Annotated in this window: 25 protein-coding genes; 14 read left to right on the top strand and 11 right to left on the bottom strand. The window is 30.8% G+C overall.

Features of this window, described 5'->3' with window-relative positions:
- Together AJ882_RS04695 and AJ882_RS04690 are read right to left on the bottom strand one after the other, a co-directional pair.
- Nucleotides 1–879 carry a hypothetical protein gene (locus AJ882_RS04695; RefSeq protein WP_002867553.1) on the bottom strand — a complete coding sequence of 293 codons (879 nt, stop codon included), beginning with the start codon at nucleotides 877–879 and terminating at the stop codon, nucleotides 1–3.
- 53 nt (nucleotides 880–932) lie between these two features.
- Nucleotides 933–1,130, bottom strand: a complete 198-nt coding sequence (locus AJ882_RS04690) for a hypothetical protein (RefSeq protein ID WP_002781938.1) — start codon at nucleotides 1,128–1,130, stop codon at nucleotides 933–935.
- A gap of 121 nt (nucleotides 1,131–1,251) precedes the next feature.
- On the opposite strand from AJ882_RS04690, the gene AJ882_RS04685 reads away from it, so the two are divergent.
- Nucleotides 1,252–2,235: an MnmA/TRMU family protein gene (locus AJ882_RS04685; protein ID WP_002867552.1), complete on the top strand. Its 984-nt coding sequence runs from the start codon at nucleotides 1,252–1,254 to the stop codon at nucleotides 2,233–2,235.
- Nucleotides 2,236–2,321: 86 nt separating this feature from the next.
- Here AJ882_RS04685 and aroC read toward each other — a convergent pair whose 3' ends face one another.
- From aroC to AJ882_RS04665, 4 genes are read right to left on the bottom strand one after another with little or no spacing between them, the layout of a single operon-like run.
- Nucleotides 2,322–3,410, bottom strand: a complete 1,089-nt coding sequence (aroC, locus tag AJ882_RS04680) for a chorismate synthase (RefSeq protein ID WP_002867551.1) — start codon at nucleotides 3,408–3,410, stop codon at nucleotides 2,322–2,324.
- Nucleotides 3,410–4,084: a ribonuclease III gene (rnc, locus tag AJ882_RS04675; RefSeq protein ID WP_011050008.1), complete on the bottom strand. Its 675-nt coding sequence runs from the start codon at nucleotides 4,082–4,084 to the stop codon at nucleotides 3,410–3,412. Before rnc ends, aroC begins: the two co-directional genes overlap by 1 nt.
- Nucleotides 4,071–4,511 (bottom strand): ribonuclease HI, encoded by a 441-nt coding sequence (gene rnhA / locus AJ882_RS04670; protein ID WP_002851277.1) that lies wholly within the window; start codon nucleotides 4,509–4,511, stop codon nucleotides 4,071–4,073. Before rnhA ends, rnc begins: the two co-directional genes overlap by 14 nt.
- Nucleotides 4,498–5,484 carry a CDC27 family protein gene (locus AJ882_RS04665; protein ID WP_002868888.1) on the bottom strand — a complete coding sequence of 329 codons (987 nt, stop codon included), beginning with the start codon at nucleotides 5,482–5,484 and terminating at the stop codon, nucleotides 4,498–4,500. The genes rnhA and AJ882_RS04665 overlap by 14 nt, the downstream gene beginning before the upstream one ends.
- Before the next feature lie 69 nt (nucleotides 5,485–5,553).
- Between AJ882_RS04665 and dnaG the strand changes: the two genes are divergently transcribed.
- The 13 genes from dnaG (at nucleotide 5,554) to AJ882_RS04600 (ending at nucleotide 17,568) form a co-directional block, all read left to right on the top strand.
- Nucleotides 5,554–7,371, top strand: a complete 1,818-nt coding sequence (gene dnaG / locus AJ882_RS04660; RefSeq protein ID WP_011050009.1) for a DNA primase — start codon at nucleotides 5,554–5,556, stop codon at nucleotides 7,369–7,371.
- An 81-nt stretch (nucleotides 7,372–7,452) separates the two neighbouring features.
- On the top strand, nucleotides 7,453–7,725 hold the full coding sequence (locus AJ882_RS04655) for a NifU family protein (RefSeq protein WP_002858971.1): 273 nt from the start codon (nucleotides 7,453–7,455) through the stop codon (nucleotides 7,723–7,725).
- Complete coding sequence (locus AJ882_RS04650) at nucleotides 7,712–8,263, top strand: hypothetical protein (protein ID WP_002851410.1); 552 nt, start codon at nucleotides 7,712–7,714, stop codon at nucleotides 8,261–8,263. Before AJ882_RS04655 ends, AJ882_RS04650 begins: the two co-directional genes overlap by 14 nt.
- Complete coding sequence (locus tag AJ882_RS04645; protein ID WP_002867548.1) at nucleotides 8,247–9,530, top strand: UDP-N-acetylmuramoyl-L-alanyl-D-glutamate--2,6-diaminopimelate ligase; 1,284 nt, start codon at nucleotides 8,247–8,249, stop codon at nucleotides 9,528–9,530. Before AJ882_RS04650 ends, AJ882_RS04645 begins: the two co-directional genes overlap by 17 nt.
- Nucleotides 9,531–9,533: 3 nt before the next feature.
- The gene (locus AJ882_RS04640) at nucleotides 9,534–9,845 is read left to right on the top strand and encodes a YbaB/EbfC family nucleoid-associated protein (protein ID WP_002851172.1); all 312 of its coding nucleotides are present in this window, start codon (nucleotides 9,534–9,536) and stop codon (nucleotides 9,843–9,845) included.
- Nucleotides 9,842–10,936 carry a PDZ domain-containing protein gene (locus tag AJ882_RS04635; RefSeq protein ID WP_002867547.1) on the top strand — a complete coding sequence of 365 codons (1,095 nt, stop codon included), beginning with the start codon at nucleotides 9,842–9,844 and terminating at the stop codon, nucleotides 10,934–10,936. The genes AJ882_RS04640 and AJ882_RS04635 overlap by 4 nt, the downstream gene beginning before the upstream one ends.
- Nucleotides 10,933–11,778, top strand: a complete 846-nt coding sequence (locus AJ882_RS04630) for a polyprenyl synthetase family protein (protein ID WP_002867546.1) — start codon at nucleotides 10,933–10,935, stop codon at nucleotides 11,776–11,778. Before AJ882_RS04635 ends, AJ882_RS04630 begins: the two co-directional genes overlap by 4 nt.
- A gap of 9 nt (nucleotides 11,779–11,787) precedes the next feature.
- Nucleotides 11,788–13,686: a transketolase gene (gene tkt / locus AJ882_RS04625; RefSeq protein WP_011050010.1), complete on the top strand. Its 1,899-nt coding sequence runs from the start codon at nucleotides 11,788–11,790 to the stop codon at nucleotides 13,684–13,686.
- 1 nt (nucleotide 13,687) lies between these two features.
- The gene (locus tag AJ882_RS04620; RefSeq protein WP_002867544.1) at nucleotides 13,688–14,797 is read left to right on the top strand and encodes an ABC transporter permease; all 1,110 of its coding nucleotides are present in this window, start codon (nucleotides 13,688–13,690) and stop codon (nucleotides 14,795–14,797) included.
- Entirely contained in the window at nucleotides 14,798–15,520 is a 723-nt protein-coding gene (locus AJ882_RS04615) for an ABC transporter ATP-binding protein (RefSeq protein ID WP_002860093.1), read from the top strand.
- Nucleotides 15,521–15,522: 2 nt separating this feature from the next.
- Nucleotides 15,523–16,413 carry an MlaD family protein gene (locus AJ882_RS04610; RefSeq protein WP_002856572.1) on the top strand — a complete coding sequence of 297 codons (891 nt, stop codon included), beginning with the start codon at nucleotides 15,523–15,525 and terminating at the stop codon, nucleotides 16,411–16,413.
- Complete coding sequence (locus tag AJ882_RS04605) at nucleotides 16,413–17,012, top strand: ABC-type transport auxiliary lipoprotein family protein (RefSeq protein ID WP_002867543.1); 600 nt, start codon at nucleotides 16,413–16,415, stop codon at nucleotides 17,010–17,012. Before AJ882_RS04610 ends, AJ882_RS04605 begins: the two co-directional genes overlap by 1 nt.
- A 55-nt stretch (nucleotides 17,013–17,067) precedes the next feature.
- Nucleotides 17,068–17,568, top strand: a complete 501-nt coding sequence (locus AJ882_RS04600) for a flagellar FLiS export co-chaperone (RefSeq protein ID WP_002858979.1) — start codon at nucleotides 17,068–17,070, stop codon at nucleotides 17,566–17,568.
- A gap of 370 nt (nucleotides 17,569–17,938) precedes the next feature.
- Here the strand turns inward: AJ882_RS04600 and map are convergent, their stop codons facing one another.
- Genes map through nhaA (AJ882_RS04575) form a run of 5 tightly spaced genes read right to left on the bottom strand, consistent with a single transcriptional unit; the run spans nucleotide 17,939 to nucleotide 22,233 of the window.
- The gene (map, locus tag AJ882_RS04595; protein ID WP_002858980.1) at nucleotides 17,939–18,697 is read right to left on the bottom strand and encodes a type I methionyl aminopeptidase; all 759 of its coding nucleotides are present in this window, start codon (nucleotides 18,695–18,697) and stop codon (nucleotides 17,939–17,941) included.
- Between the two features lie 9 nt (nucleotides 18,698–18,706).
- A complete protein-coding gene (murI, locus tag AJ882_RS04590; RefSeq protein WP_002856245.1) occupies nucleotides 18,707–19,450 on the bottom strand; it encodes a glutamate racemase in 744 nt (247 codons plus the stop codon).
- A 1-nt stretch (nucleotide 19,451) separates the two neighbouring features.
- Entirely contained in the window at nucleotides 19,452–19,910 is a 459-nt protein-coding gene (locus tag AJ882_RS04585; protein ID WP_002826385.1) for a C40 family peptidase, read from the bottom strand.
- Nucleotides 19,911–19,918: 8 nt separating this feature from the next.
- On the bottom strand, nucleotides 19,919–21,088 hold the full coding sequence (gene nhaA, locus AJ882_RS04580; RefSeq protein WP_002867540.1) for a Na+/H+ antiporter NhaA: 1,170 nt from the start codon (nucleotides 21,086–21,088) through the stop codon (nucleotides 19,919–19,921).
- Nucleotides 21,085–22,233, bottom strand: coding sequence for a Na+/H+ antiporter NhaA (gene nhaA, locus AJ882_RS04575; RefSeq protein ID WP_002867539.1), 1,149 nt, complete (start codon nucleotides 22,231–22,233; stop codon nucleotides 21,085–21,087). The genes nhaA (AJ882_RS04580) and nhaA (AJ882_RS04575) overlap by 4 nt, the downstream gene beginning before the upstream one ends.
- Between the last annotated feature and the right edge of the window lie 40 nt (nucleotides 22,234–22,273).

The raw sequence follows: 22,273 nt of genomic DNA, 5'->3' as shown, positions 1-22,273 counted from the left end.
CTACACTCTCTTATCTACAATTTGTGCTTCTTGATTTTCAATTTTATTTTGAAAATCTTTACTTAAATTCTGACTTAATTCTTGCAAAGATTTTTGCTTCAGTTTTTCAAATTCTTCAGGATTGCTAGCCTCAAGCTTTGCCTGCTCATCAGCACTTAAAGCACTTAAACCTTTTTCTTGAGCTTTTTGAAGCAAATCTTCGTCTTCTTTTTCTTTGATATTATTTTCCTTATCATCTTTTTTATTGATTTTTTGCGGATCTATGGTTTTCATAGCATTAGCTCCACCACCTGATGCTTCTTTAATGTCGCTTAAAATTTCTCTCATGCTAGGTTCTTTAACATCACTATCATCAACTTTACCATCTTTATTTACATCTTTATCAATAAAAAAATTTAATTTTTCTTCTATATTTGCATCATCAGATATTTTTTCATCGCTTGTTTTAAAGCCTAAATTTTGCATACTTTGTTGAAGGGTATTTGTATTAAAATTTAATTTTACACTTTGTTGTTTATTATTTAAATTTGAATTTAAAGAACCAAAATTATCTTTTACACTTTCAAACCAATTTGAAACAAATTGATTTGCTTCGCCATTAAGCCTTATACTACCATCATTTCTAGCAACATAATTCGTATAAGAACCGAAATTTTTTTGTAAACTACTATAATTTTCATCGCTTAAATTTAAAGCTATAAGTTCACCTTGCTTATTTTCAAAAACAACCTTAACACCATCGCTATTTAAACTCGAAAGATCTTGCACGGGAATTTTATCTTTCTCTTCTTTTTTTAATTCTAAAATTTCTTTACGATTTGTAACATTTTGAGAACTTGGTAAAGAAACATTAAAATCATTGATTGTTAATTTATCCATAATAACTCCTTAGAAATTTTAAAGCCCAAGCATTTAACTTGGACTTGTTTATTTTATTTACAAGCTGCAAATAAGCCCAAACGACACATTTGTCTTTGATATTGAGTAGGCAAAGAATTGCATCGTTTCAATCTTATTTCATAATCAACGCAAGAACTTCTAACTTGTGGGCTTTTATTATTCTCAGTTTTGCCATAAGCAAAAGAACCAATAAAGCAAGCAACTAGTGCAACAGAGAGTAATTTTCTCATAGTAAACCTCCAAAAAATAATTGTAATCTTAAAATTATTTGATACAATTACAAATTTGATATCGGCAAAAAAATCAAATTTATTTATACTAACAAAATTATTTTTTAAAAAAGGAACATAAATGAAAGCATTAGCTCTTTTTAGCGGTGGACTTGATAGTATGCTTGCAATGAAACTCATCACTGCACAAGGCATAGAAGTTAAAGCTCTAAATATCAACATAGGTTTTGGAAGCACAAGTGATAAAAGCGAAATCATGAAAAAGCGTGCGGCAATGGTAGGTGCAGATTTTGAAATGATAGATGTAAGAAATTCCTATCTTCAAGAAGTGCTTTTTAATCCACAATATGGCTATGGCAAACATTTTAATCCTTGTATAGATTGTCATGCTTTTATGTTTAAAACTGCTCTTGCTATGTTAAAAGAAGAAAATGCAAGTTTTATCATCACAGGAGAAGTTTTAGGACAACGCCCTATGAGTCAAAGAAGTGATGCGATGGCAAAGGTTAAAAAACTTGCTCTTGATGAAGAAGATTTAATCTTGCGTCCTATGTGTGCAAAAAACCTACCTCTAACCAAACCTGAAAGAGAAGGTTGGGTAGATAGAGAAAAACTCGAAGGTATTAGTGGAAGAAGTCGTAAAAGACAACTTGAACTTGCAGCTAAATTTGGCTTAGAAGACTTTGAAAGCCCAGGTGGAGGTTGTTTGCTAACTCTTGATAGTTTTGCTAAAAAAATTCGAGATTTCATAGAATTTGACAAAGATATGCAGGTTAATGACGCACAACTTTTAAAATATGGTCGTCATTTAAGATTGCCTGATGGAGCTAAAATGATCATAGGTAGAAATGAACTTGAAAATACTCTTTTAAAGGGTTTAAAAACTCCTAAATATGAAGTAATAGAACTTGGGGATTTAATCGGAGCTTACTCTTTGGTAGATGAAAAAATTTCAGAAAAAGACTTAGAACTTGCCTTAAAAATAGCCCTTACCTATACTAAACACGAAGTAGGAAAAAGCTATGAACTTAAATTTAAAAATCAAGCTTATACAAGTATAGCTTTTGAAAATAAGGCTGATATTAATCAATTTTTTATTAGTTAAAGTATAAAGTATTTAGCAAAACAAGCGATATAGTATTTGAATCTTTTCAAAATATTGCAACTAAGGCCCATGAAAATGGGCTTTTTTTATTTTAATCCATAAGCATTTTTTAAATTGTTTAAATTCGCACTCGTATTTAAAAGCAGACAATCAGCCAAAACTAAACGCACCATAGCACTAGCTACAACACTTCCTCTAACACCTACACAAGGATCATGCCTACCTTTGAGTTCAAATTCCAAATTATTGCCAAATTTATCTATACTTTCTTGCTTAGCAAAAATAGAAGGAGTAGGTTTAAAATAAGTTTTTAAAATAAGATTTTCTCCATTTGAAATTCCTCCTAAAATTCCTCCGCTATGATTGCTTAAAAACTTGCCATCTTTTAAAGCATCATTATTACACGATCCGCGCATTTTGCTTGCATTAATACCTTCGCCTATTTCAACTGCTTTAACAGCATTAACTCCCATTAAAGCATGAGCTAATTTAGAGTCTAGCTTATCATAAAGAACTTCTCCAAGTCCCACAAGCATACCGCTAACTTTTGTAAAAACAGCAGCGCCTACACTATCTTTTGAATTTCTAGCATTTAAAATTTCATTTTTAAAGTCACTTTCTAGTTTTGGATCAAGGCAAAAAATTTCACTTTTCTTAGCAAATTCAAAATCAAATTCTTCTTCTTTCAAATTTGATACAAAAGTTCCTACTCCAAAAACACCACTTTGAACACAAATATCAAATTCACGCAAAAGCATCGCTGCAACTGCACCACCAGCCACTCTAGCAACACTTTCCCTAGCACTTGATCTACCCCCACCCCTATGATCTCTTATGCCATATTTATAAAAATAAGTAAAATCCGCATGAGCAGGACGAAATAGATCTTTTAAATTATCATAATCTTTAGAATGAGCATTTTCATTAAAAACTACTATAGCTATGGGATGACCCGTTGTATATCCTTCAAAAACCCCACTTAAAACCTGAGCTTTATCGCTTTCTTTTCTTGGTGTTGCAAATTTACTTCCGCCTTTGCGTTTATCAAGCTCATTTTGTAAAAATTCTTCATCAAATTTAACTCCAGCAGGCATTCCATCAATAATACATCCAACAGCCACACCATGAGACTCACCAAAACTTGTAAATTTCAATCTCGTACCAAAGGTATTCACTATAAAGCTCCTAATTTCTCAAGTGCAATTTTTGCTGCCATTTGCTGTGCTTCTTTTTTGCTTCCCGCAATAGCTCTTGCAAGTTCTTTACCATCAAGCATTAAAGCGATTTCAAATTGCTTTAAATGATCAGGACCAAAAGCACGCACTGTTTCATACTGCGGAGTTTGTCCTATTTTTCCCTGTGTAATCTCTTGTAATTTTGTTTTATAATCTTTTATAAGAATTTTTGCATCAATTTGAGGGAAATTTTTTTCTATAAGTCTTAAAGCAATAGTTTTTGTAAACTCAAATCCAGCTTCTAAATGTATAGCACCTATAATGGCTTCTAACGCATCTGAAAGTATAGAAGGCTTTTCTCTTCCTCCATTGTTTTCCTCAGCAACACTCATAAAAATAAAATCGCCCAAATTTAAACTATTTGCAATTTTTGCAAAAGACTTTTCATTCACTAAAGCCGCTCTAAGCTTAGATAAATCTCCTTCGGCATCTTTAGCGAATTTATGAAAAAGGTATTCACCCACAACTAAATCAAGCACAGCATCACCTAAAAATTCCAAGCGTTCGTTGTTGTAAGATTTTTTAAAACTTTTATGGGTTAAAGCATGTATGAGAAGATTTTTATCTTTAAATTCATAAGTTAAACTCCGCTCTAGTTTTTCAATGTTTTTCATCATTTTCCCTTGCAATTTTCAAAGCAGCTTCACGCGCCAATGTATCACACCTTTCATTTTCCAAATGTCCATTATGTGCTTTTACCCAAAAAGCCTTAATCTTATGAGATTTTGCCACTTTAATATATTCCTTCCATAAATCTATATTTTTTTTACCTTTAAAATCCTTTTTTATCCATCCTTCTAGCCATTCATTAATACTTTGAACCATTAGGTTAGAATCTGTAAAAAGCGAAATTTCACAAGGCTCTTTTAAAGCCTTCAAAGATTCAATAATTGCCATTAGCTCCATTCTATTGTTAGTGGTATTAGCCTCAGCTCCAAAACCTTCCTTTTGATACTCCTTATAACGCAAAATATAAGCCCATCCGCCAAAACCTGGATTATTAAGACATGAACCATCTGTATAAATTTCAATGTGTTTCATTGTTTTTCACTTCATAAATAATTTTACAAGTATTAAACTCATAACAAACAGGACAGTGATAAAAAAACAAAGGCATAACATTTTTACACTCAGAACAACGGTATGAAAATTCTAACCCCGCATTAAAAGAATTATCTTTTAAAATTTTTAACATTTTAAAATTAGAATTTTTAAAAACAAACTGATGCGTATCATCATGCTTTGAAATTTTACCCAAAGCATAAAAGAATTCTAAAAAATCTTGATTTTCTAAATTAAACGCTTCATTTTCCCTATAAAGCAAATCACAAATATCAAAAAAATTTTGCCCTAAAAACATATGATATTTTTCAAAAACTAAACGCCCCAACATAGGATTATCTTCTATTTTAAATTCTAAAAGTTTTTTCTTTTTTTCTTCATCAGTGATATTAAAAGTACAAAGTTCTAAAGCTTTGATAAAATCATGCTCTTTTTGCACATCTTCATTAAGCTCAAAAAGACATTCTAAAAGTTCTAAATTTTCTTTATAAGAACGAAGTTTTAAATAAACAATTTTTAAAAGTTTTAAGGCTTGTATATTTCTTGGACGCAGTTTTAAAGCTTGTAATAAAACTTCTTTTGCACGCTCTAAAAATCCTGCTTTAAAATAAACTTTTGCCAAAGAAAGGAAAATAAATTCTCTTTCTTGTTTATCTTTACATTTTTCAAGAGCAATCAAATAAATTTGAGTTGCTTTTTCAAATTCCCCGCTTTTAGTAAAAATTTCAGCCAAAAAACTTAAATTTCCAAAACTCAAGCTACTATTTCTTAACAACTCTTTATGAGCATTATCCATTTCAAATTTTTTTATAAATTTTTCAAGCTTTTGTTCTTCATCTTTGCTAGCAAATATTTTCCAAATATAATTTGCAACAGCTACAACAAATACTAAAATGGTTAAAATTATAAGCCCTACTAAAGGGTCTCTGTATTCTACAAAGAAAAAATCCATAGTCTCGCTCTAAAAATTTTATGCCAAATTATAGCCAAATCTTTGTATAATTTTAACAAGGTTTGTAAAATGATAACTAAAGAAAGTATAGAAAATTTATCCCAAAGACTTAATATTGTTGATATTATAGAAAATTATATTGAAGTAAAAAAACAAGGCTCTAGTTTTGTATGTATCTGTCCTTTTCATGCAGATAAAAACCCGTCTATGCATATCAATCCTACCAAAGGTTTTTATCATTGTTTTGCTTGCAAAGCTGGTGGAGATGCTTTTAAATTTGTAATGGATTATGAAAAATTAAGTTTTGCTGATGCAGTTGAAAAAGTTGCAAGCCTTAGTAATTTTACTTTAAGTTATACAAAAGAAAAACAAGAAAATAAAAAAGAGCTAAAGTCTATACTACCAAGCTTAAATGCGTATTTTAAAGATAATCTCAAACACCACAAAGAAGTCTTAACCTATCTTTACCAAAGAGCTTTAAATGACAAAGATATAGCCAAATTCGAATTAGGTTTTGCAGGAGCAAGTGAAGATAGTATAAGATTATTGCGAAATCAAAAAATTCCTTTAGAAGATGCTATGAGTGTTGGAGCTTTAAAAAAAGATGAAAATAATGAATTTTACGCAAGTTTTATATGGCGTATCACCTTTCCAATCTACGATCATAAAGACTTATTAGTAGGGTTTGGAGGGCGTACTTTAAATCCTAATGTACCGGCAAAGTATGTAAATTCACCCCAAAATATACTTTTTGATAAAAGTAGAATTTTTTATGCTTTTAACATCGCTAAAGAAAATATAGCCAAAAAAAAAGAAATAATAGTATGTGAAGGCTACATGGATGCAATAGCTTTTCACAAAGCAGGGTTTAACAATGCTGTAGCAGTTCTTGGAACAGCATTAACCGAACATCATCTACCCTTAATCCGCCGTTATGATGCAAAAGTGATTTTATGTTTTGACAATGATGAAGCAGGATTAAAAGCTGCGACACGATCTGCATTTTTATTGAGCACAAACAAAATAGACGGTAAAGTGGCAATTTTGCAAGGCGGAAAAGATCCTGCTGAGCTCGTAGCAAAAAATGAAAGCACAAAACTTCATGATATACTCGATGAAGGAATAGAGCTTGGTGAATTTTATATCAGACGCTTAATATCCACTCATTCCATAATTTCTGCTCTTGATAAACAAAAAGCTTTAGAAGCTATACAAAAATTCACCTTTAATCTTGAACCTTTAGTGGCAAATTCTTACACTAGTCTAGTTTCAAATTTATTAAAAGTGGATGAAAAATTTATTGTCTTATCGCAAAATTCAAAAAAAACCATACATACCCCTTTAATTTCTCAAAATAAATACAATTTTCCTAAAGAAAAAATTCACATTGCAGAATTAGAACTTATAGCTTTTTTAAAACAGCATCCAGATATATGTAACGATTTTAAGCAAATTAGTGATAGTGTTTGTTTTAAGCATAAGATTTTATTGGATAAAATTTTAGAAAAAAAAGGTTATGAAGATAGTGATATTAGAGAATTTGAAAATAAAAATATTCGAAAAAATTTAAACTATAGCGAATTCTTGTTAGGTATTTGCAAGGTTAATTTAGCTTTTTTAAACAATGTAAAAATTAAAAATTCTACACTCGCATTAAAAAAACAACTTTTTACGCTTATTGATAAAAATTTAAATCTTCTAATTAAAAATTTAAATACCGAAGAATTAAATAATTTTTTAAAAGAATATTTAAGCTTCTTAAAATATGAAAAAAACGAAGAAATTCTGCAACAATCATTTAGAAACTTAAATGGAATTTTTAGTAACAAAAACTTTACAGCTTATGATTTAGGATTTAGCACACAAGATAATGATGAACCTTTTTAATTTATTTAAATTTCAAGCCTTAATTTACCTTTTTTTAAACACAATCACGCTAAAGTATATAAAAATTTTTAAGGATAAATTATGATGCCTTTTAGCGATGAAGAGCTTATAAATCCTGTTAAAGCGAGTTTAGAAAAGAGCTTGCCTATGCTTGAACGTGATGGCGGAGGGCTTGAATTTTTAGGAATTAAAAATGGGATTGTTTATGTCCATTTAATAGGAGCTTGTAAAGGCTGTGCATCGAGTGGAACAACGCTAAAATATGGCCTTGAAAGGCAACTTAAGATTGATATTCATCCAGAAATCACTATAATCAATTTAAACGGCGGAGCAGACGAATTTGCAAAATTATAAAAAACTTGGAATTGAACATTTTTACAAGAAAGATTTTAAAACTGCAAAAATGTATTTTTCTATGGCTTATGAAAAACGCAAAAATAAACGCTTGCTAAATTTTATCTGCCTTTGTGATCTTGCTTTAAAATCTCCTAAAGAAGCTTCTTTACTTTTTGATTTTTATATAGAACATTACAAAATCTCTAGCATTGATAAAGACTTAGAAGAAATTTTAAGTACAATTGAATTTAAAAAACAAGAAAACAAACAGGAAAACGAATTTGAAGATGGGCATGCGCTAAATTATCAAGATTTTTTAAAAAGCGAAGAAGAACTTGGCTTTCAAAAAAGTTTTGAAAATATCATTAATAGCACTAAATTAGTTATTGATAATCGTGATGATTTTTTAGATTTTTTGGAAAAATTACTTGATAATGGCTATAAAGATATGACTTTAAATTATATAGAAAATGTTATGCCTCATTTTTGGGCAAATGATAGATTTATCAAACTCCAAGAAAAACTCATGGGATTTAAAAGTGAAATTAAAACTTGAAAATTCATTCATTACAGATAACACCTTAGAGTGTGAAAAAGAATGCTTTTTTTTGCAAACCACACAAAATGCTAAATTTCACGCTCAAGCCTTAGAAAAAGGTGCAAAAATCATTGATGTAAATGAGTGTAAAAAACTTTTAAAAATCGATGAAAAGATTCAAATCATAGGAATCACAGGAACCAATGGCAAAACCACAACCGCAGCAGCGATTTATTCTATCTTATTGGATTTAGGTTATAAGTGTGGGCTTTGTGGGACAAGAGGAGCTTTTATCAACGATGAACAAATCGATGAAAAATCCTTAACCACCTCCCCTATTCTTAAAACCTTAGAATACCTACAAATAGCCACTCAAAAAAAATGTGATTTTTTCATCATGGAAGTAAGCTCACACGCCTTAATTCAAAACCGCATCGAAGGCTTAAATTTTGCTGCTAAAATTTTTACCAATATCACTCAAGATCATTTAGATTTTCACGGTACTTTTGAAAATTATAAAGAAGCAAAAGAACTTTTTTTTACCGATGAGAGTTTAAAATTTATCAACAAAGATGCTTTGGCTATTAAATTTAATGTGCGTAATGCTTTTACTTATGGCATAGAAAATCCTGCTTTATATCAAATCAAAGCTTATTCTTTAGAAGAAGGCATTAGTGCTATTGTAACAAATAAAAATCAAACTTTTCACATAGACTCGCCCTTGCTAGGACTTTTTAATCTTTACAATCTTCTAGTTGCTAGTGCTTGTGTGAATGAACTCGTAAAGCCTGATTTAAAAGACTTGGAAAAAGCTATCAGTGGATTTGGCGGGGTTTGTGGCAGGGTAGAACAAGTAGCAAAAGGTGTGATTGTAGATTTTGCTCATACGCCTGATGGCATTGAAAAAGTGCTTGACACTCTTAAAAATAAAAAACTCATCGTTGTTTTTGGAGCAGGTGGAGATAGAGATAAAACCAAACGCCCTTTAATGGGAAAAATCGTCGAACATTTTGCAAAAATTGCTATCATTACAAGTGACAATCCACGCAGCGAAGAACCAAAAACCATCATGGAAGAAATTTTATCAGGCTTTACTAAAAAAGAAAAAGTTTTAATGATAGAAGATAGAAAAGAAGCTATAAAAAAAGCTTTAGAACTAAAAGAAAATGACGATTTAGTCGTTATTTTAGGCAAAGGTGATGAAACTACTCAAGAAATTAAAGGGATAAAATATCCTTTTAGTGATAAAGTAGTTGTTAATGAAATTTTAAAAAATCAAGGATAATCAATGTTTGAAAATATGGATTTTTCTAAAATGGGTGAACTTTTAAATCAAGTTCAAGAAAAAGCAAAAAATATAGAACTAGAACTTGCAAATCGTGAATTTAGCGCCAAAAGTGGAGCAGGACTTGTTAAAGTAAGCGCTAATGGAAAAGGCGAGATTATCGATGTTAGCATTGATGATTCTTTACTTGAAGATAAAGAATCCTTGCAAATTTTACTTATTTCTGCAATTAATGATGTTTTGGCTATGGTTGCGCAAAATCGCTCAAGTATGGCGAATGATGTTTTAGGCGGTTTTGGAGGTATGAAATTATGAAAAAAATTTTAATTATTTGTATGCTTTTTACTTTGTCTTTTGGTATAGAAAGACCTAAATTTGAAGATTTTTTAGCAGGTTATGAAAGAAATAAGGCAAGCATGCTTAACTATGAAGGAATGCCAGCTTTTGCACTCAGTGAAAATTTACTTGCTGTGTTAAAACAGCCTAATACTAAGCTTAACAAATATGTAAAATACGATCCATTTTTAAATTTATACCTTGTAAGAACTGACTTTAGCCTAATCCCTACTCCTATGGGTGATGAAGAAAAACTTACTCGTAATGATTGGGTTGGAATTTGGGATCCTAATAAACCCTATATAGGACATATTAAGTATTTAGCTCAAAATATTGATGAAAAAGATCAACTTGATTTTAATTCTAAAATAGGACTTTTAGGGACTCCGTGCTGTGAAATGATGGGGATTGCTTTAAATAATAGCTCTTTTATAGGCAATCGCTATTTAAAACATTTTATGAAATATAACGATGTTTATTGGGGGGATATTGGCGTTGATTTTGTTATTCGAGAAAATAAAATTTATGTTAACAATGTAAGAAAAAATCCACAATTTTTAATCAACGATCAAGTTATAAGTGTTGATGGCTTGCCCGCCAATGATTTAAGAAAACTCAATGAAAAAATTCTTTTTGCAGATCGCGGAAGCACTCTTTATTTTCAAGTGTTGCGTGATAATATGGATTTAAATATTTCTACTGAAGTTTTTGCAAAAGATTTGAGCAAATTTAACCTTCCTGATTCTAAACCAAAACCAAAAATTACAAATTTCACAAGCAATCTTGGTTTAACGGTTAATACTAGTCTTGTTGTAACCAAAATAGATCCAAAATCAAAAGCATCAAATGCAGGATTTATGGTAGGAGATAAAATTTTACGCGTTAATAATATTATTTTAAATAATTTTAAAGAATTACAAAATATTTTAAGTGCTGGTAATGACTTTAGCATCTTAATTGAACGCAAAAGTACTAAATTACCTTTATCAAATTTCAACAATGAACTAGGCGGAAATGCCAACTCAGGTGGCGATGGTAAATTTCAATTTTTCATAAGGCTTACTAAGTGAATTTAAAAGAACTTTTTATCCATCACTTAGAAAAAAATCTACCTAAAGTTGAAAGCTTTCATCCTTTTTTTAATGAAGCTTTAGCCCTTATGCTAAAAGCGGGAGGAAAGCATTTTCGCGCACAATTGCTTTTAAGCGTAGTACAAAGCAATAAACCTGAACTTTTAAATCAAGCTTTAGATGTGGCTTTAGCTTTGGAATTTATCCATACTTATTCACTCATACACGATGATTTACCCGCTATGGATAATGCAGACTTTAGACGAGGAATTCCAACCTTACACAAAAGCTACGATGAAACTACAGCCATCTTAGTGGGTGATGCTTTAAATACTGAAGCTTTTTTAGTTCTAAGTCATGCTCATTTAAAAGATGAAATCAAAATCAAACTCATCAAAACCCTTGCCTTTAATGCAGGACTTAATGGAATGGTCATAGGACAAGCTATTGATTGTTTTTTTGAAGACAAAAGACTGAGTTTAAATGAACTTGAGTTTTTACACACACATAAAACCGCAAGATTAATCGCTGCAGCTTTAAAAATGGGTTGTGAAATTTGCGAACTTAACAACGAAGAAAGCAACCAAATTTACAAACTTGGTTTAAAACTAGGACTGATTTTTCAAATCAATGATGATATTATCGATGTAACTACAAGTCAAGAACAAAGCGGAAAGCCTACTAATAACGATATTCATAAAAATTCTTTTGTCAATTTGCTTGGACTTGAACAAGCCATAAAAACAAAAGAAAATCTTCTTAATGAATGCGAACAAGACTTAGAAAAACTTAATGAAAAACTCGCGCAAATGATACAAAATTTAATAATTCAATACTTATAAAGGCAAAAAATGGACATTCAAATTTTACAAGAACAGGCAAATACTCTAAGATTTTTAAGTGCCGATATGGTGCAAAAAGCAAACTCAGGACACCCAGGTGCACCTTTGGGTTTAGCAGATATTTTAAGTGTTTTAAGTTATCATTTAAAACACAATCCTAAAAATCCCACTTGGCTAAACCGCGATAGACTTGTATTTTCAGGCGGACATGCAAGTGCTTTGCTTTATAGTTTTTTACATTTAAGCGGCTATGATTTAAGCCTAGAAGATCTTAAAAATTTCCGCCAACTTCATTCTAAAACCCCAGGACACCCTGAAATTTCAACTCTTGGAGTAGAAATCGCTACAGGCCCTTTAGGACAAGGCGTTGCCAATGCTGTAGGCTTTGCTATGGCAGCAAAAAAAGCACAAAATTTGCTAGGCAGTGATTTAATCGATCATAAAATTTATTGTCTTTGCGGAGATGGGGATTTACAAGAAGGCATTTCTTATGAAGCTTGTTCTTTAGCAGGACTTCACAAACTTGATAACTTCATACTTATTTATGATAGCAACAATATCTCCATAGAAGGCGATGTAGGTTTAGCCTTTAACGAAAATGTAAAAATGCGTTTTGAAGCACAAGGATTTGAAGTTTTAAGTATAAATGGACACGATTATGAAGAAATCAATAAAGCCTTAGAACAAGCTAAAAAATCCACAAAACCTTGTCTTATCATCGCAAAAACAACTATAGCAAAGGGTGCAGGAGAGCTTGAAGGCAGTCATAAAAGCCATGGCGCACCTTTGGGTGAAGAAGTGATTAAAAAAGCCAAAGAACAAGCAGGTTTTGATCCAAATATCAGTTTTCATATCCCACAAGCAAGCAAAATCCGCTTTGAAAGTGCTGTAGAACTTGGGGATTTAGAAGAAGCAAAATGGAAAGATAAGCTTGAAAAAAGTGCTAAAAAAGAACTTTTAGAAAGGCTATTAAATCCTGATTTTAACAAGATAGCTTATCCTGATTTTAAAGGAAAAGATCTTGCTACAAGAGATAGTAATGGTGAAATTTTAAATGTTTTAGCTAAAAATTTAGAAGGATTTTTAGGTGGAAGTGCAGACTTAGGCCCTTCAAACAAAACAGAACTTCACGGCATGGGAGACTTTGTAGAAGGTAAAAATATCCATTTTGGTATCAGAGAACACGCTATGGCAGCGATTAACAATGCTTTTGCAAGATATGGAATTTTCTTACCATTTTCGGCAACTTTTTTCATCTTTAGCGAGTACTTAAAACCTGCCGCAAGAATAGCAGCTCTAATGAAAATCAAACATTTTTTCATTTTCACACACGATAGCATAGGCGTGGGCGAAGATGGACCAACACACCAACCTATAGAACAACTTAGCACTTTTAGAGCTATGCCAAATTTTTTAACCTTTAGACCTGCTGATGGGGTGGAAAATGTCAAAGCTTGGCAAATAGCCCTAAATGCTGATATTCCGAGTGCTTTTGTGCTTTCACGCCAAAAACTCAAAGCTCTAAATGAACCTGTTTTTGGAGATGTAAAAAATGGAGCGTATTTACTCAAAGAAAGCAAAGAGGCTAAATTTACACTTTTAGCAAGTGGAAGTGAAGTTTGGCTTTGTTTAGAAAGTGCAAACGAACTTGAAAAACAAGGTTTTGCTTGTAATGTTGTTTCCATGCCTTGTTTTGAACTTTTTGAAAAACAAGATAAAGCTTATCAAGAAAGATTGTTAAAAGGTGAAGTTATAGGTGTTGAAGCAGCGCATTCTAATGAACTTTATAAATTTTGCCATAAAGTGTATGGCATAGAAAGTTTTGGAGAAAGTGGCAAAGACAAAGATGTGTTTGAACACTTTGGATTTAGCGTTTCAAAGCTTGTAAATTTTATCCTTAGCAAATAAAATGAATACAAATTTCAAATTTCAAAATAACACTCTTTTTATCTTTGGAATTTGGGATAAAACAAGCATTTATAAGTTAAAAATAAAAGATTTTTTAGCTTTGATCCAAAGCAAGGAAGTGATTTTTGATTTTAAAGATCTAAAAGCAATCGATACCGCTGGAGTGAGATTTTTCCTTGCTTTGGAAAACGACCTTAAAGATAAAAATATTAAAATCACCAAAGAAGGCTTAAATTCACGCTTTCAAACCCTTTTTGAACTTTGTGAAAAAAACTACCAAAGACTAAGCAAAACAAAAAAATCACATAAAAATTTCAGTGAATACTTTATCGATCTTGGAAAATTAAGTTTAGAACTTTTAAAAATTTTAAGAAAATTCATCAATTTCACAGGAGCTTTTTTCACAAGTCTTTTTTTATGCCTTAAAAATCCTAAAAATTTTCGCTTTATTGCTTTTTTATATCATATAGAAAATTCTGCTTTTAAAGCCTTACCTATAGTTATTTTAACCGCTCTTTTAGTAGGAGTGGTTTTAGCCTATCAGGCTGCTTATCAACTCGCACAATTTGGAGCCAATATTTTCATAGTGGATTTGATGGGAATTTCAGCCACTAGAGAACTTGCACCTTTAATCGCTGCCATAGTGATCGCAGGAAGAAGTGCAAGTTCTTATACCGCACAAATTGGAGTGATGAAAATTACTGATGAAATTGCAGCTATGAATACTATGGGTTTTCGTTCTTTTGAATTTATTATTATTCCACGTGTCATGGCTTTGATAGTGGCTATGCCTTTAATCGTTGCCATTAGCGATGCGATCAGTATTATAGGTGGAATGATGGTTGCAAAATTAAATCTTGATATTTCTTTTGCCGAATTTTTAAGACGTTTTAGAGAGGCTGTAGATATAAAACATATCTTTATAGGACTTGCAAAAGCACCTATTTTTGGATTTTTGATAGGACTTATTGCTTGTTTTCGTGGTTTTGAGGTAAAAAACACTACACAAAGCATAGGAATTTATACAACAAAAAGCGTTGTAAATGCTATTTTTTGGGTGATAGCTTTTGATGCTTTATTCTCTGTTGTTTTAACTTCTGCAGGAATTTAAATGGTTATTAAAGCGCAAAATATCATTACAAAATTTGGAGAAAAAATTGTCCATGATGGCGTAAGTTTTGAAATCAAAAAAAACGAAATTTTTGGTATTTTAGGAGGTAGTGGAAGTGGAAAATCCGTCCTTTTAAAACAAATGCTTATGCTTGAACATTTTGATGGTGGAGAATATGAAATTTTAGGCTATAAACTTAAAAATATCAACGAAAAAGATGCACTTGCTTTGCGTAAAAAATGGGGTGTGGTTTTTCAGTTTGCTGCACTTTTTAGCTTTTTTAATGTTTATGAAAATATCGCCATTCCTTTAAAAGAATACACTCATTTAGATGAAAATAGCATACAAGAACTGGTTTTAATGAAGCTAAAAATGGTAGGCTTAAACGAAAGTGTTTTAAAACAATTTCCAAGCGAACTTAGTGGCGGTATGCAAAAAAGAGTGGCAATTGCTAGAGCTTTAGCACTTGATAGTAAATTGCTTTTTTTAGATGAACCTACTTCAGGACTTGACCCTCATAGTAGTCGTGAATTTGACGATTTGGTTTTAGAGTTAAAAAAAAGTTTTGATCTAAATATCATTTTGGTTACACATGATAAAGAAAGTATGAAAAATTTACTCGATCGTTTTATCATTTTAGAAAATAAAAAAGTTGGATTTTGCGGCACTTATGAAGAATTACGCTTGCAAAATGAACGACTTTTTAAAAGATTTATGGAGTAAAAGTGGAAAATAGAGCAAATTATTTTTTTGTAGGACTTTTTGTTTTTGGAGTATTTTTTGCAAGCCTTGGTTTCATACTTTGGCTTGGTGGATACTCTAAAGAAGAAAGTTTTAAGTATTATGAAATTCACACACAAGAATCCGTTGCAGGACTTGGCATAAAAGCACCCGTAAGGCTTTTGGGCGTGGAAGTAGGTAGCGTAGAAGAAATCAGCATTTACAATCAAGATGAACTCGGCGTTAACATACGCATCAAGGTCAAAAATAACACCCCTATAAAAGAAGATACTTTTGCTACTTTGCAACTTCAAGGTATCACAGGACTTAAATTTGTCCAACTTCAAGGCGGAAGTAAAAATAGCAAAGATTTAGTATCTATACAGGGAAAACTTCCAGTCATTCCTTTTAAAGAAAGTTTTTTAGCAACTATAGATAGACAAAGTGAACATATTTTTTCTTTAGTTAAAACGGCCGATGATAAATCAAAAGAACTTTTAAGCGAAAAAAATCTTAAAAATCTAGAAATCCTTTTGCAAAATCTAGCAGAATTAAGTGCAAATTTAAACGCTAATTCTAAAAATTTAAGCCTTAATCTTTCAAACGCAAGTTTAAAAATAGGAAAAATGGCTGATAATATAAGCCTTAGTGCGCAAAATTTCAACTCCAGTCTTAAAGACATAAAAGAAAGTACGATGATTTTAAAAAATTTCATAAAAAAAGCTGATGAAAAATTAAACACTTATGATGATATTAAAGCATCTTTGATGCAAAATTTAGAGCTTTTTAAACGAGTTTTAATTGAAAGCAATATTCTAATAGAAAATTTACAAAACAGCCCTGCTGATTTGATTTTTAAAGAAACCAAACCTAAACTAGGACCAGGAGAAAAATAATGCTAAAGCAATTATTCTATATTTTGACTTTTATTTTTATATTATGCGGATGCTCTTTAAGACACGAAACCATCAACAAAAATGAAAATATCATATTAAAAGATGAAGGAATAGACTCAAATATTTTTTTTAAAAAAACTGGTAAAATTCTTAAAATTCGCAATGCAAATGCACCTTTGTATTTAAACTCGCGGGCTATTATTTATATAGATAATGGTTTTAGCAACAAATACGCACATTATTTCTGGGGAGATTTACCAAGCAATCTTTATTCTTTTTTAATTTTGTCAAAATTTGAACAAAGCAATATTTTTACAACCTTGCTTTCTTCAACAAGCTCTTTAAGTGCGGATTATGCTCTTGAAAGCAGGATTAACTCTTTTGAGCAAATTCTTAATAACAATGAAAACTACGCTCAAATTTCTGTAAGTGTAAATTTCATAAATCTTGAAAACAATCAAATAATAGCTCATAAAATTTTCAATACTAAAGAAAAAATAGAAAAAAAAGATATCCGCTCTACCTATAATGCTTTTCAAAAAGCCTTGAATAAAATTGGCAATGAGATTGTTTTTTGGGTAAATTCTAACTTATCCTAATTTAGGAACACTTTTTGCTTTTTAAATATTTAGCAATATTTTTGAAAGGTAAACAATGAAAAGTGATTTAGATATATTTAAAAAACACTTAGGTGAAATTCAAGGCGTGAATGAATTTAAAGCAAATCAAATTTGCTCTCAAATCAATGATGCAAATGATTTTATAGGAGCACTTCAAGTGCTTGATATGTCTTTAAAAAAAATAGAAAAAAGCATTCTAGAAAGAATAGATGAAAATTCAGATGATATGCAAAAAAGAACTCTTGATGCCACAGCGTCACAACTTATACAAAACTGCTCTTTCATGGGAACAGCTCTTTTTGGAAATATTTTCAATGTTTATGTTGGTAAAAAACTTTTTGAATTTGAAATTGCTAATCCACTTTTAATTCTTCAAACAAGTAATTACGGAGGTGTATTGGCCTATATACAAGATAAAAGAGATGAAATAAAAATCATTCTATCAGAATTAGCAACCGCAATTACCATGGGCGAAACTATGGATAATGCTGGAATTTATAACTCTACAATGGATTTTAAAAATTTATTTAAATAAGAATAGTAATCGTTTGTTCTCTTTAAGCAAATATAATATATTTTAGCTTAAAGAGATTTTCCAAACTCTAAAAGAGAGTTAGGCTACGAATAAAAAGGGGGAGGGAAATAGCCTAACCCAAACGAGATCTTAAAAGATCTCTTTAAACTAAAATAAATATTTAGATAATTTAACAATTTTTATTAAATTATCTAAACCATATTTATGTTTTAGTTTAATACGATGTGACATTTTATTCTAAAAACACTTAATCTGCTATAAAAATATCATTTAGTAACTTAAATTATTAAAGAATATTACTACAATATTATTTAAAAAATTTTAAATTTTTAGAATTTTAAGAAAAAAATATTATTTTTATAATTTAATATCATATCATAGAAAGAATTTCAGCACGCCCATTAATCACGGCAACACAATGTTCATAATGAGCCGCATTAAGCCCATCAATACTTCCAGCATCCCATTTTCCATTATAATGCTTTGGTGTTCCATCTTTTTGGCATATCATAGGCTCTATGCAAAACACCATTCCATTTTTAATTTTAGGGCCACTTTTTGCACTCGCACCTTTTTCTAAATAGTTTAAAATTTCAGGCTCTCCATGGGGCTTTCGTCCTATACCATGCCCGCAATATCCACGAAGCGGGACAAAACCTCTTGCATGGATAAATTCGCCTAAAGCAGCTGAAAGTTCCTTAAAACGCATTCCATCACGAATAATATCTATAGCATGATATAACGCGTCTTTAGCACAAGAGATTAAAGCTTTATCAGCGGGTGAAACTTCTCCTATAGCAATAGTTCTTGCTGCATCCCCATAATACCCATCAATCAAACTTCCCACATCAAGACCTAAAATATCACCCTCTTTGATAATTTTATCATCTGGAATTCCATGGATACAAACTTGATTTAAAGATGTGCAAATGGCACCTGGAAAACCATAAAGTCCCTTAAATGATGGCTTGGCACCAAGGCTTAAAATATAATCTTCTGCCATTTTATCGATTTGTTTTAAGCTCATTCCTATTTTAATTTCATTCTCTAAAAAATTTAAAGTTTTTGCTACAATTTGATTTGCTATTCTTAATTTTTCTATTTCATCTGGTTTTTTCAATTCTATCATTTTATTTCCTTATAAATTTAGCCAAATTTTAGCAGTATTTTTTAAAGATTCAACATCGCTTGAAGCATAAAAATGTAATTTTGCTTTATGATTTTTCAAATCTATATTTTCTCTTTCTTTAAGAAATTCAACTATAGCATCTCCTGAATGAATTAATTTTGTTTTATCACCAAAATACTTACTTAAAGAACGACCTAGTAAAGGGAAATGAGTGCAAGCGAGTATCAAAGCATCTGGAGTTGTGATATTTTTAAAATAATACTCCATAGCACTTTGCAAAAAATCTCCTTCAAAAATACCTTCTTCAACCATAGGCACAAAAAGCCCTGTAGCTAAAGCATTTATATTTGTATATCCTTGGGATAATAAACGCTTTTGGTATTCTTCTGATTTAATGGTTGCTTTTGTTGCAATGACTAAAATTTCTTTATTTTTATCATGCAAAGCTTTTATCGTTGCTTCAACCCCTGCATCAATTACACCATATACTGGAAAATGTGCTTTTGTCCTTAAAGCATCTAAAGCATAAGCACTAGCAGTATTACATGCAATGATAAGCATATCAATTTGAAATTGTTCAAAAAATTCCAATGCTTCAAGACAGAACTTTATAATAGTATCTTTATCTTTTACTCCATAAGGAACTCTTGCGGTATCTCCATAATAGATAATTTCATCAAAAAGTCTAGCTTCATAAAGAGATTTTAAAACGCTAAGCCCCCCTACCCCGCTATCAAATACACCTATTTTCACTTTAATACCTTCTTGCTCCTATATAACGAGCCTTCCAATAAGAACTATTTAGCTCGACTTCTTTTACTCCACCTTTAGTAGATAAATGTATAAATTTTCCCTTGCTCATATAAATACCAACATGCATACCATTTGGCCCTCTACCTGTCTTAAAAAATACCAAATCTCCTGTTTGCAATTTTGATTTAGAAACTTTTCTTCCAGAACCTAATTGAGTTTTTGTAGTGCGAGGTATGCGTATATTAAGCTGAGCTAATGCGCTCTGTGTAAATCCTGAACAATCAGCACCTTTTTTACTAGTTCCACCTAAAACATAAGGGGTTTTTTTCCATTCATTTGCAATAACCTTGAGCCTTGCTTCTTTATTTGTGTTGTAACTAGGACGATAGTTTAGATTCTGATAAAAACTACATCCACTTATAAAAAATATAATCGTAATAATAAAAAAAATATGCCTCATCAATCCCCTTAAGATCGAGTAGTAAAGAATTTAAGATAAATAAAACCCCAAATCCCAGAACAAAATGAGGCTATAAGAATAGCTAAGTTATCTGCATAATTAAAAATATCACTAACTTCATACGCCAATCCATCAATAAACAAACTCATTGTAAAACCAATTCCTGTAAGTATGCAAACCCCATAAAGTTGTTTCAAATTTGAACCTTGGGGCAAAGCTGCAAATTTAAAGCGGATTGCCAAATAAGAAAATAAAAATACACCCACTTGTTTACCCACAAAAAGCCCTAAGAAAATACCTATACTTACACCTGAAAAAATTGCTCCTATATCGATATTGGATAAATTTACTCCAGCGTTAGCAAAAGCAAATAAAGGTAAAATAATAAAAGCAATCCAAAATTTTAAGCTTTCATAAATTTCTTCTAAAAATGCTTCTCCATTTTTAGTTTGCATCGGTATAAAAAATGCTGTTACAATTCCAGCTAAAGTTGCATGTACTCCACTTTTTAAAACACTAATCCAAAGAATAACTGAGCAAATAAAATAAAAAGACTTTCTTGTTATCCCTAAAAGATTTAAAATAAGCATTGCCAAAATAGCAAGTCCTGCAACGACAAAAGCAACTATTGATAATTTTGTCGTATAAAAAATAGCTATAATTAAAATAGCACCCACATCATCAAAAATAGCCAAAGAAAGTAAGAAAATTTTTAAACTTGATGGAATGTGCTTGCCACACATCATTAAAATCGCTAAGGCAAACGCTGTATCTGTGGCTGTAGGTATAGCCCAACCTTTTAAAGTATAAGCATCTCCTATATTTACCAAAGCAAACAACATCGCAGGTATAAGTATACCCCCTAAAGCAGCCATAAAAGGTAAAACAATATTTTTAGGATTTTTAAAATCCCCGTGCAAAAATTCCTTCTTAAGCTCAAGCCCTATAGCAAAGAAAAATATAGATATAAGCCCATCATTTATCCAAAGTAAAAAAGGCTTATTAAGCTCAAATTCACCTACACTAAATCCGACTTTTAAATTTAGAAATTCTCGATAATGTTCGCTAAAAGATCCATTTTGCACAAGCAAAGCAAGCAAAGTACAAACTATAAGTAAAACGCCGCCAAAAGCCTCATTTAAAACTAAAGTTTTTAATTTATGTACTATATTATTCATTTAACAATCTTAAGATAAATAAAACCAACAATGGCACTTAAAAAACTAGCTACTAAAATAGCAAGTTTATCCGCATATTCAAAAATATCACTATTTTTATAAGCCAAACCATCAATAAACAAGCTCATCGTAAAACCGATGCCTGTTAAAATACATATACCATAAAATTTTCCATATTTAATATTTTCAGGTAATTTTGCAAGTTTAAGTTTGATAGCAATAAAACAAAAAGTGAAAACACCTAATTGTTTTCCTAAAAATAGTCCTAAAATAATCCCAAGACTTACAGGCGAAAATACTGAACCAAGATGCATATCTCTAATATCAATCCCAGCATTAGCAAAAGCAAATAAAGGTAAAATAAAATAAACTACCCAAGGATTTAAATCCTTAAGAACTTCATGTAAATAAGGTTTTTTATTTTTTGTATCAAGAGGTATAAACAAAGAAATGATCACACCAGCCAAAGTTGCATGCACTCCACTTTTAAGCATAGCTATCCACAACACAACACCTACCAACACGTACAAAGAAAGATGGGTGATGTGATAATAATTTAACAAAAGCAGAGCAAATATACAAAACAAACAAATAATAATTGCTAAAGCTGAAAGCTGATCTGTATAAAACAAAGCAATAATAACAATAGCACCCAAATCATCAAAAATAGCTAAAGAGAGTAAAAAAAGTTTTAAACTTGTAGGAATTTTATTTCCCAAAAGCATTAAAATACCCACTGCAAAAGCTATATCAGTTGCTGTAGGTATTGCCCAACCTTTCATAGCAAAATCATGAGCATAATTAATAGCAATAAAAATTAAAGCCGGAGTAATCATACCCCCTAAAGCTCCAAATATAGGTAAAGATACAGCTCTTATATTTTTAAGTTGCCCACGTAAAATTTCATATTTTAACTCAAGCCCTATACATAGAAAAAATATAGCTATCAAACCATCATTTATCCATAAATCCAACGACTTTGAAATTTGAAAATGATCAAATCCTACTGTAAAATTAGCATGAAAAAAATCTGTATAAATAACACTTAAAGAAGAATTTTTACATAATAAAGCTAAAAATGTAAAAAATATAAGCAAAATACCAGGGAAAGTTTCACTTAAAACCATCTTCTTTATCATTTGCATCCTTGCTCCTAAGTAAATATTTGTAAAAATTTAATACGAT

This window comes from Campylobacter sp. BCW_6461 (assembly GCF_001762735.1).
Classification (GTDB): Bacteria; Campylobacterota; Campylobacteria; order Campylobacterales; family Campylobacteraceae; genus Campylobacter_D; species Campylobacter_D jejuni.
Note: the sequence above shows the minus strand (reverse complement) of the source record. Positions and strands in the feature narration are given on the sequence as shown.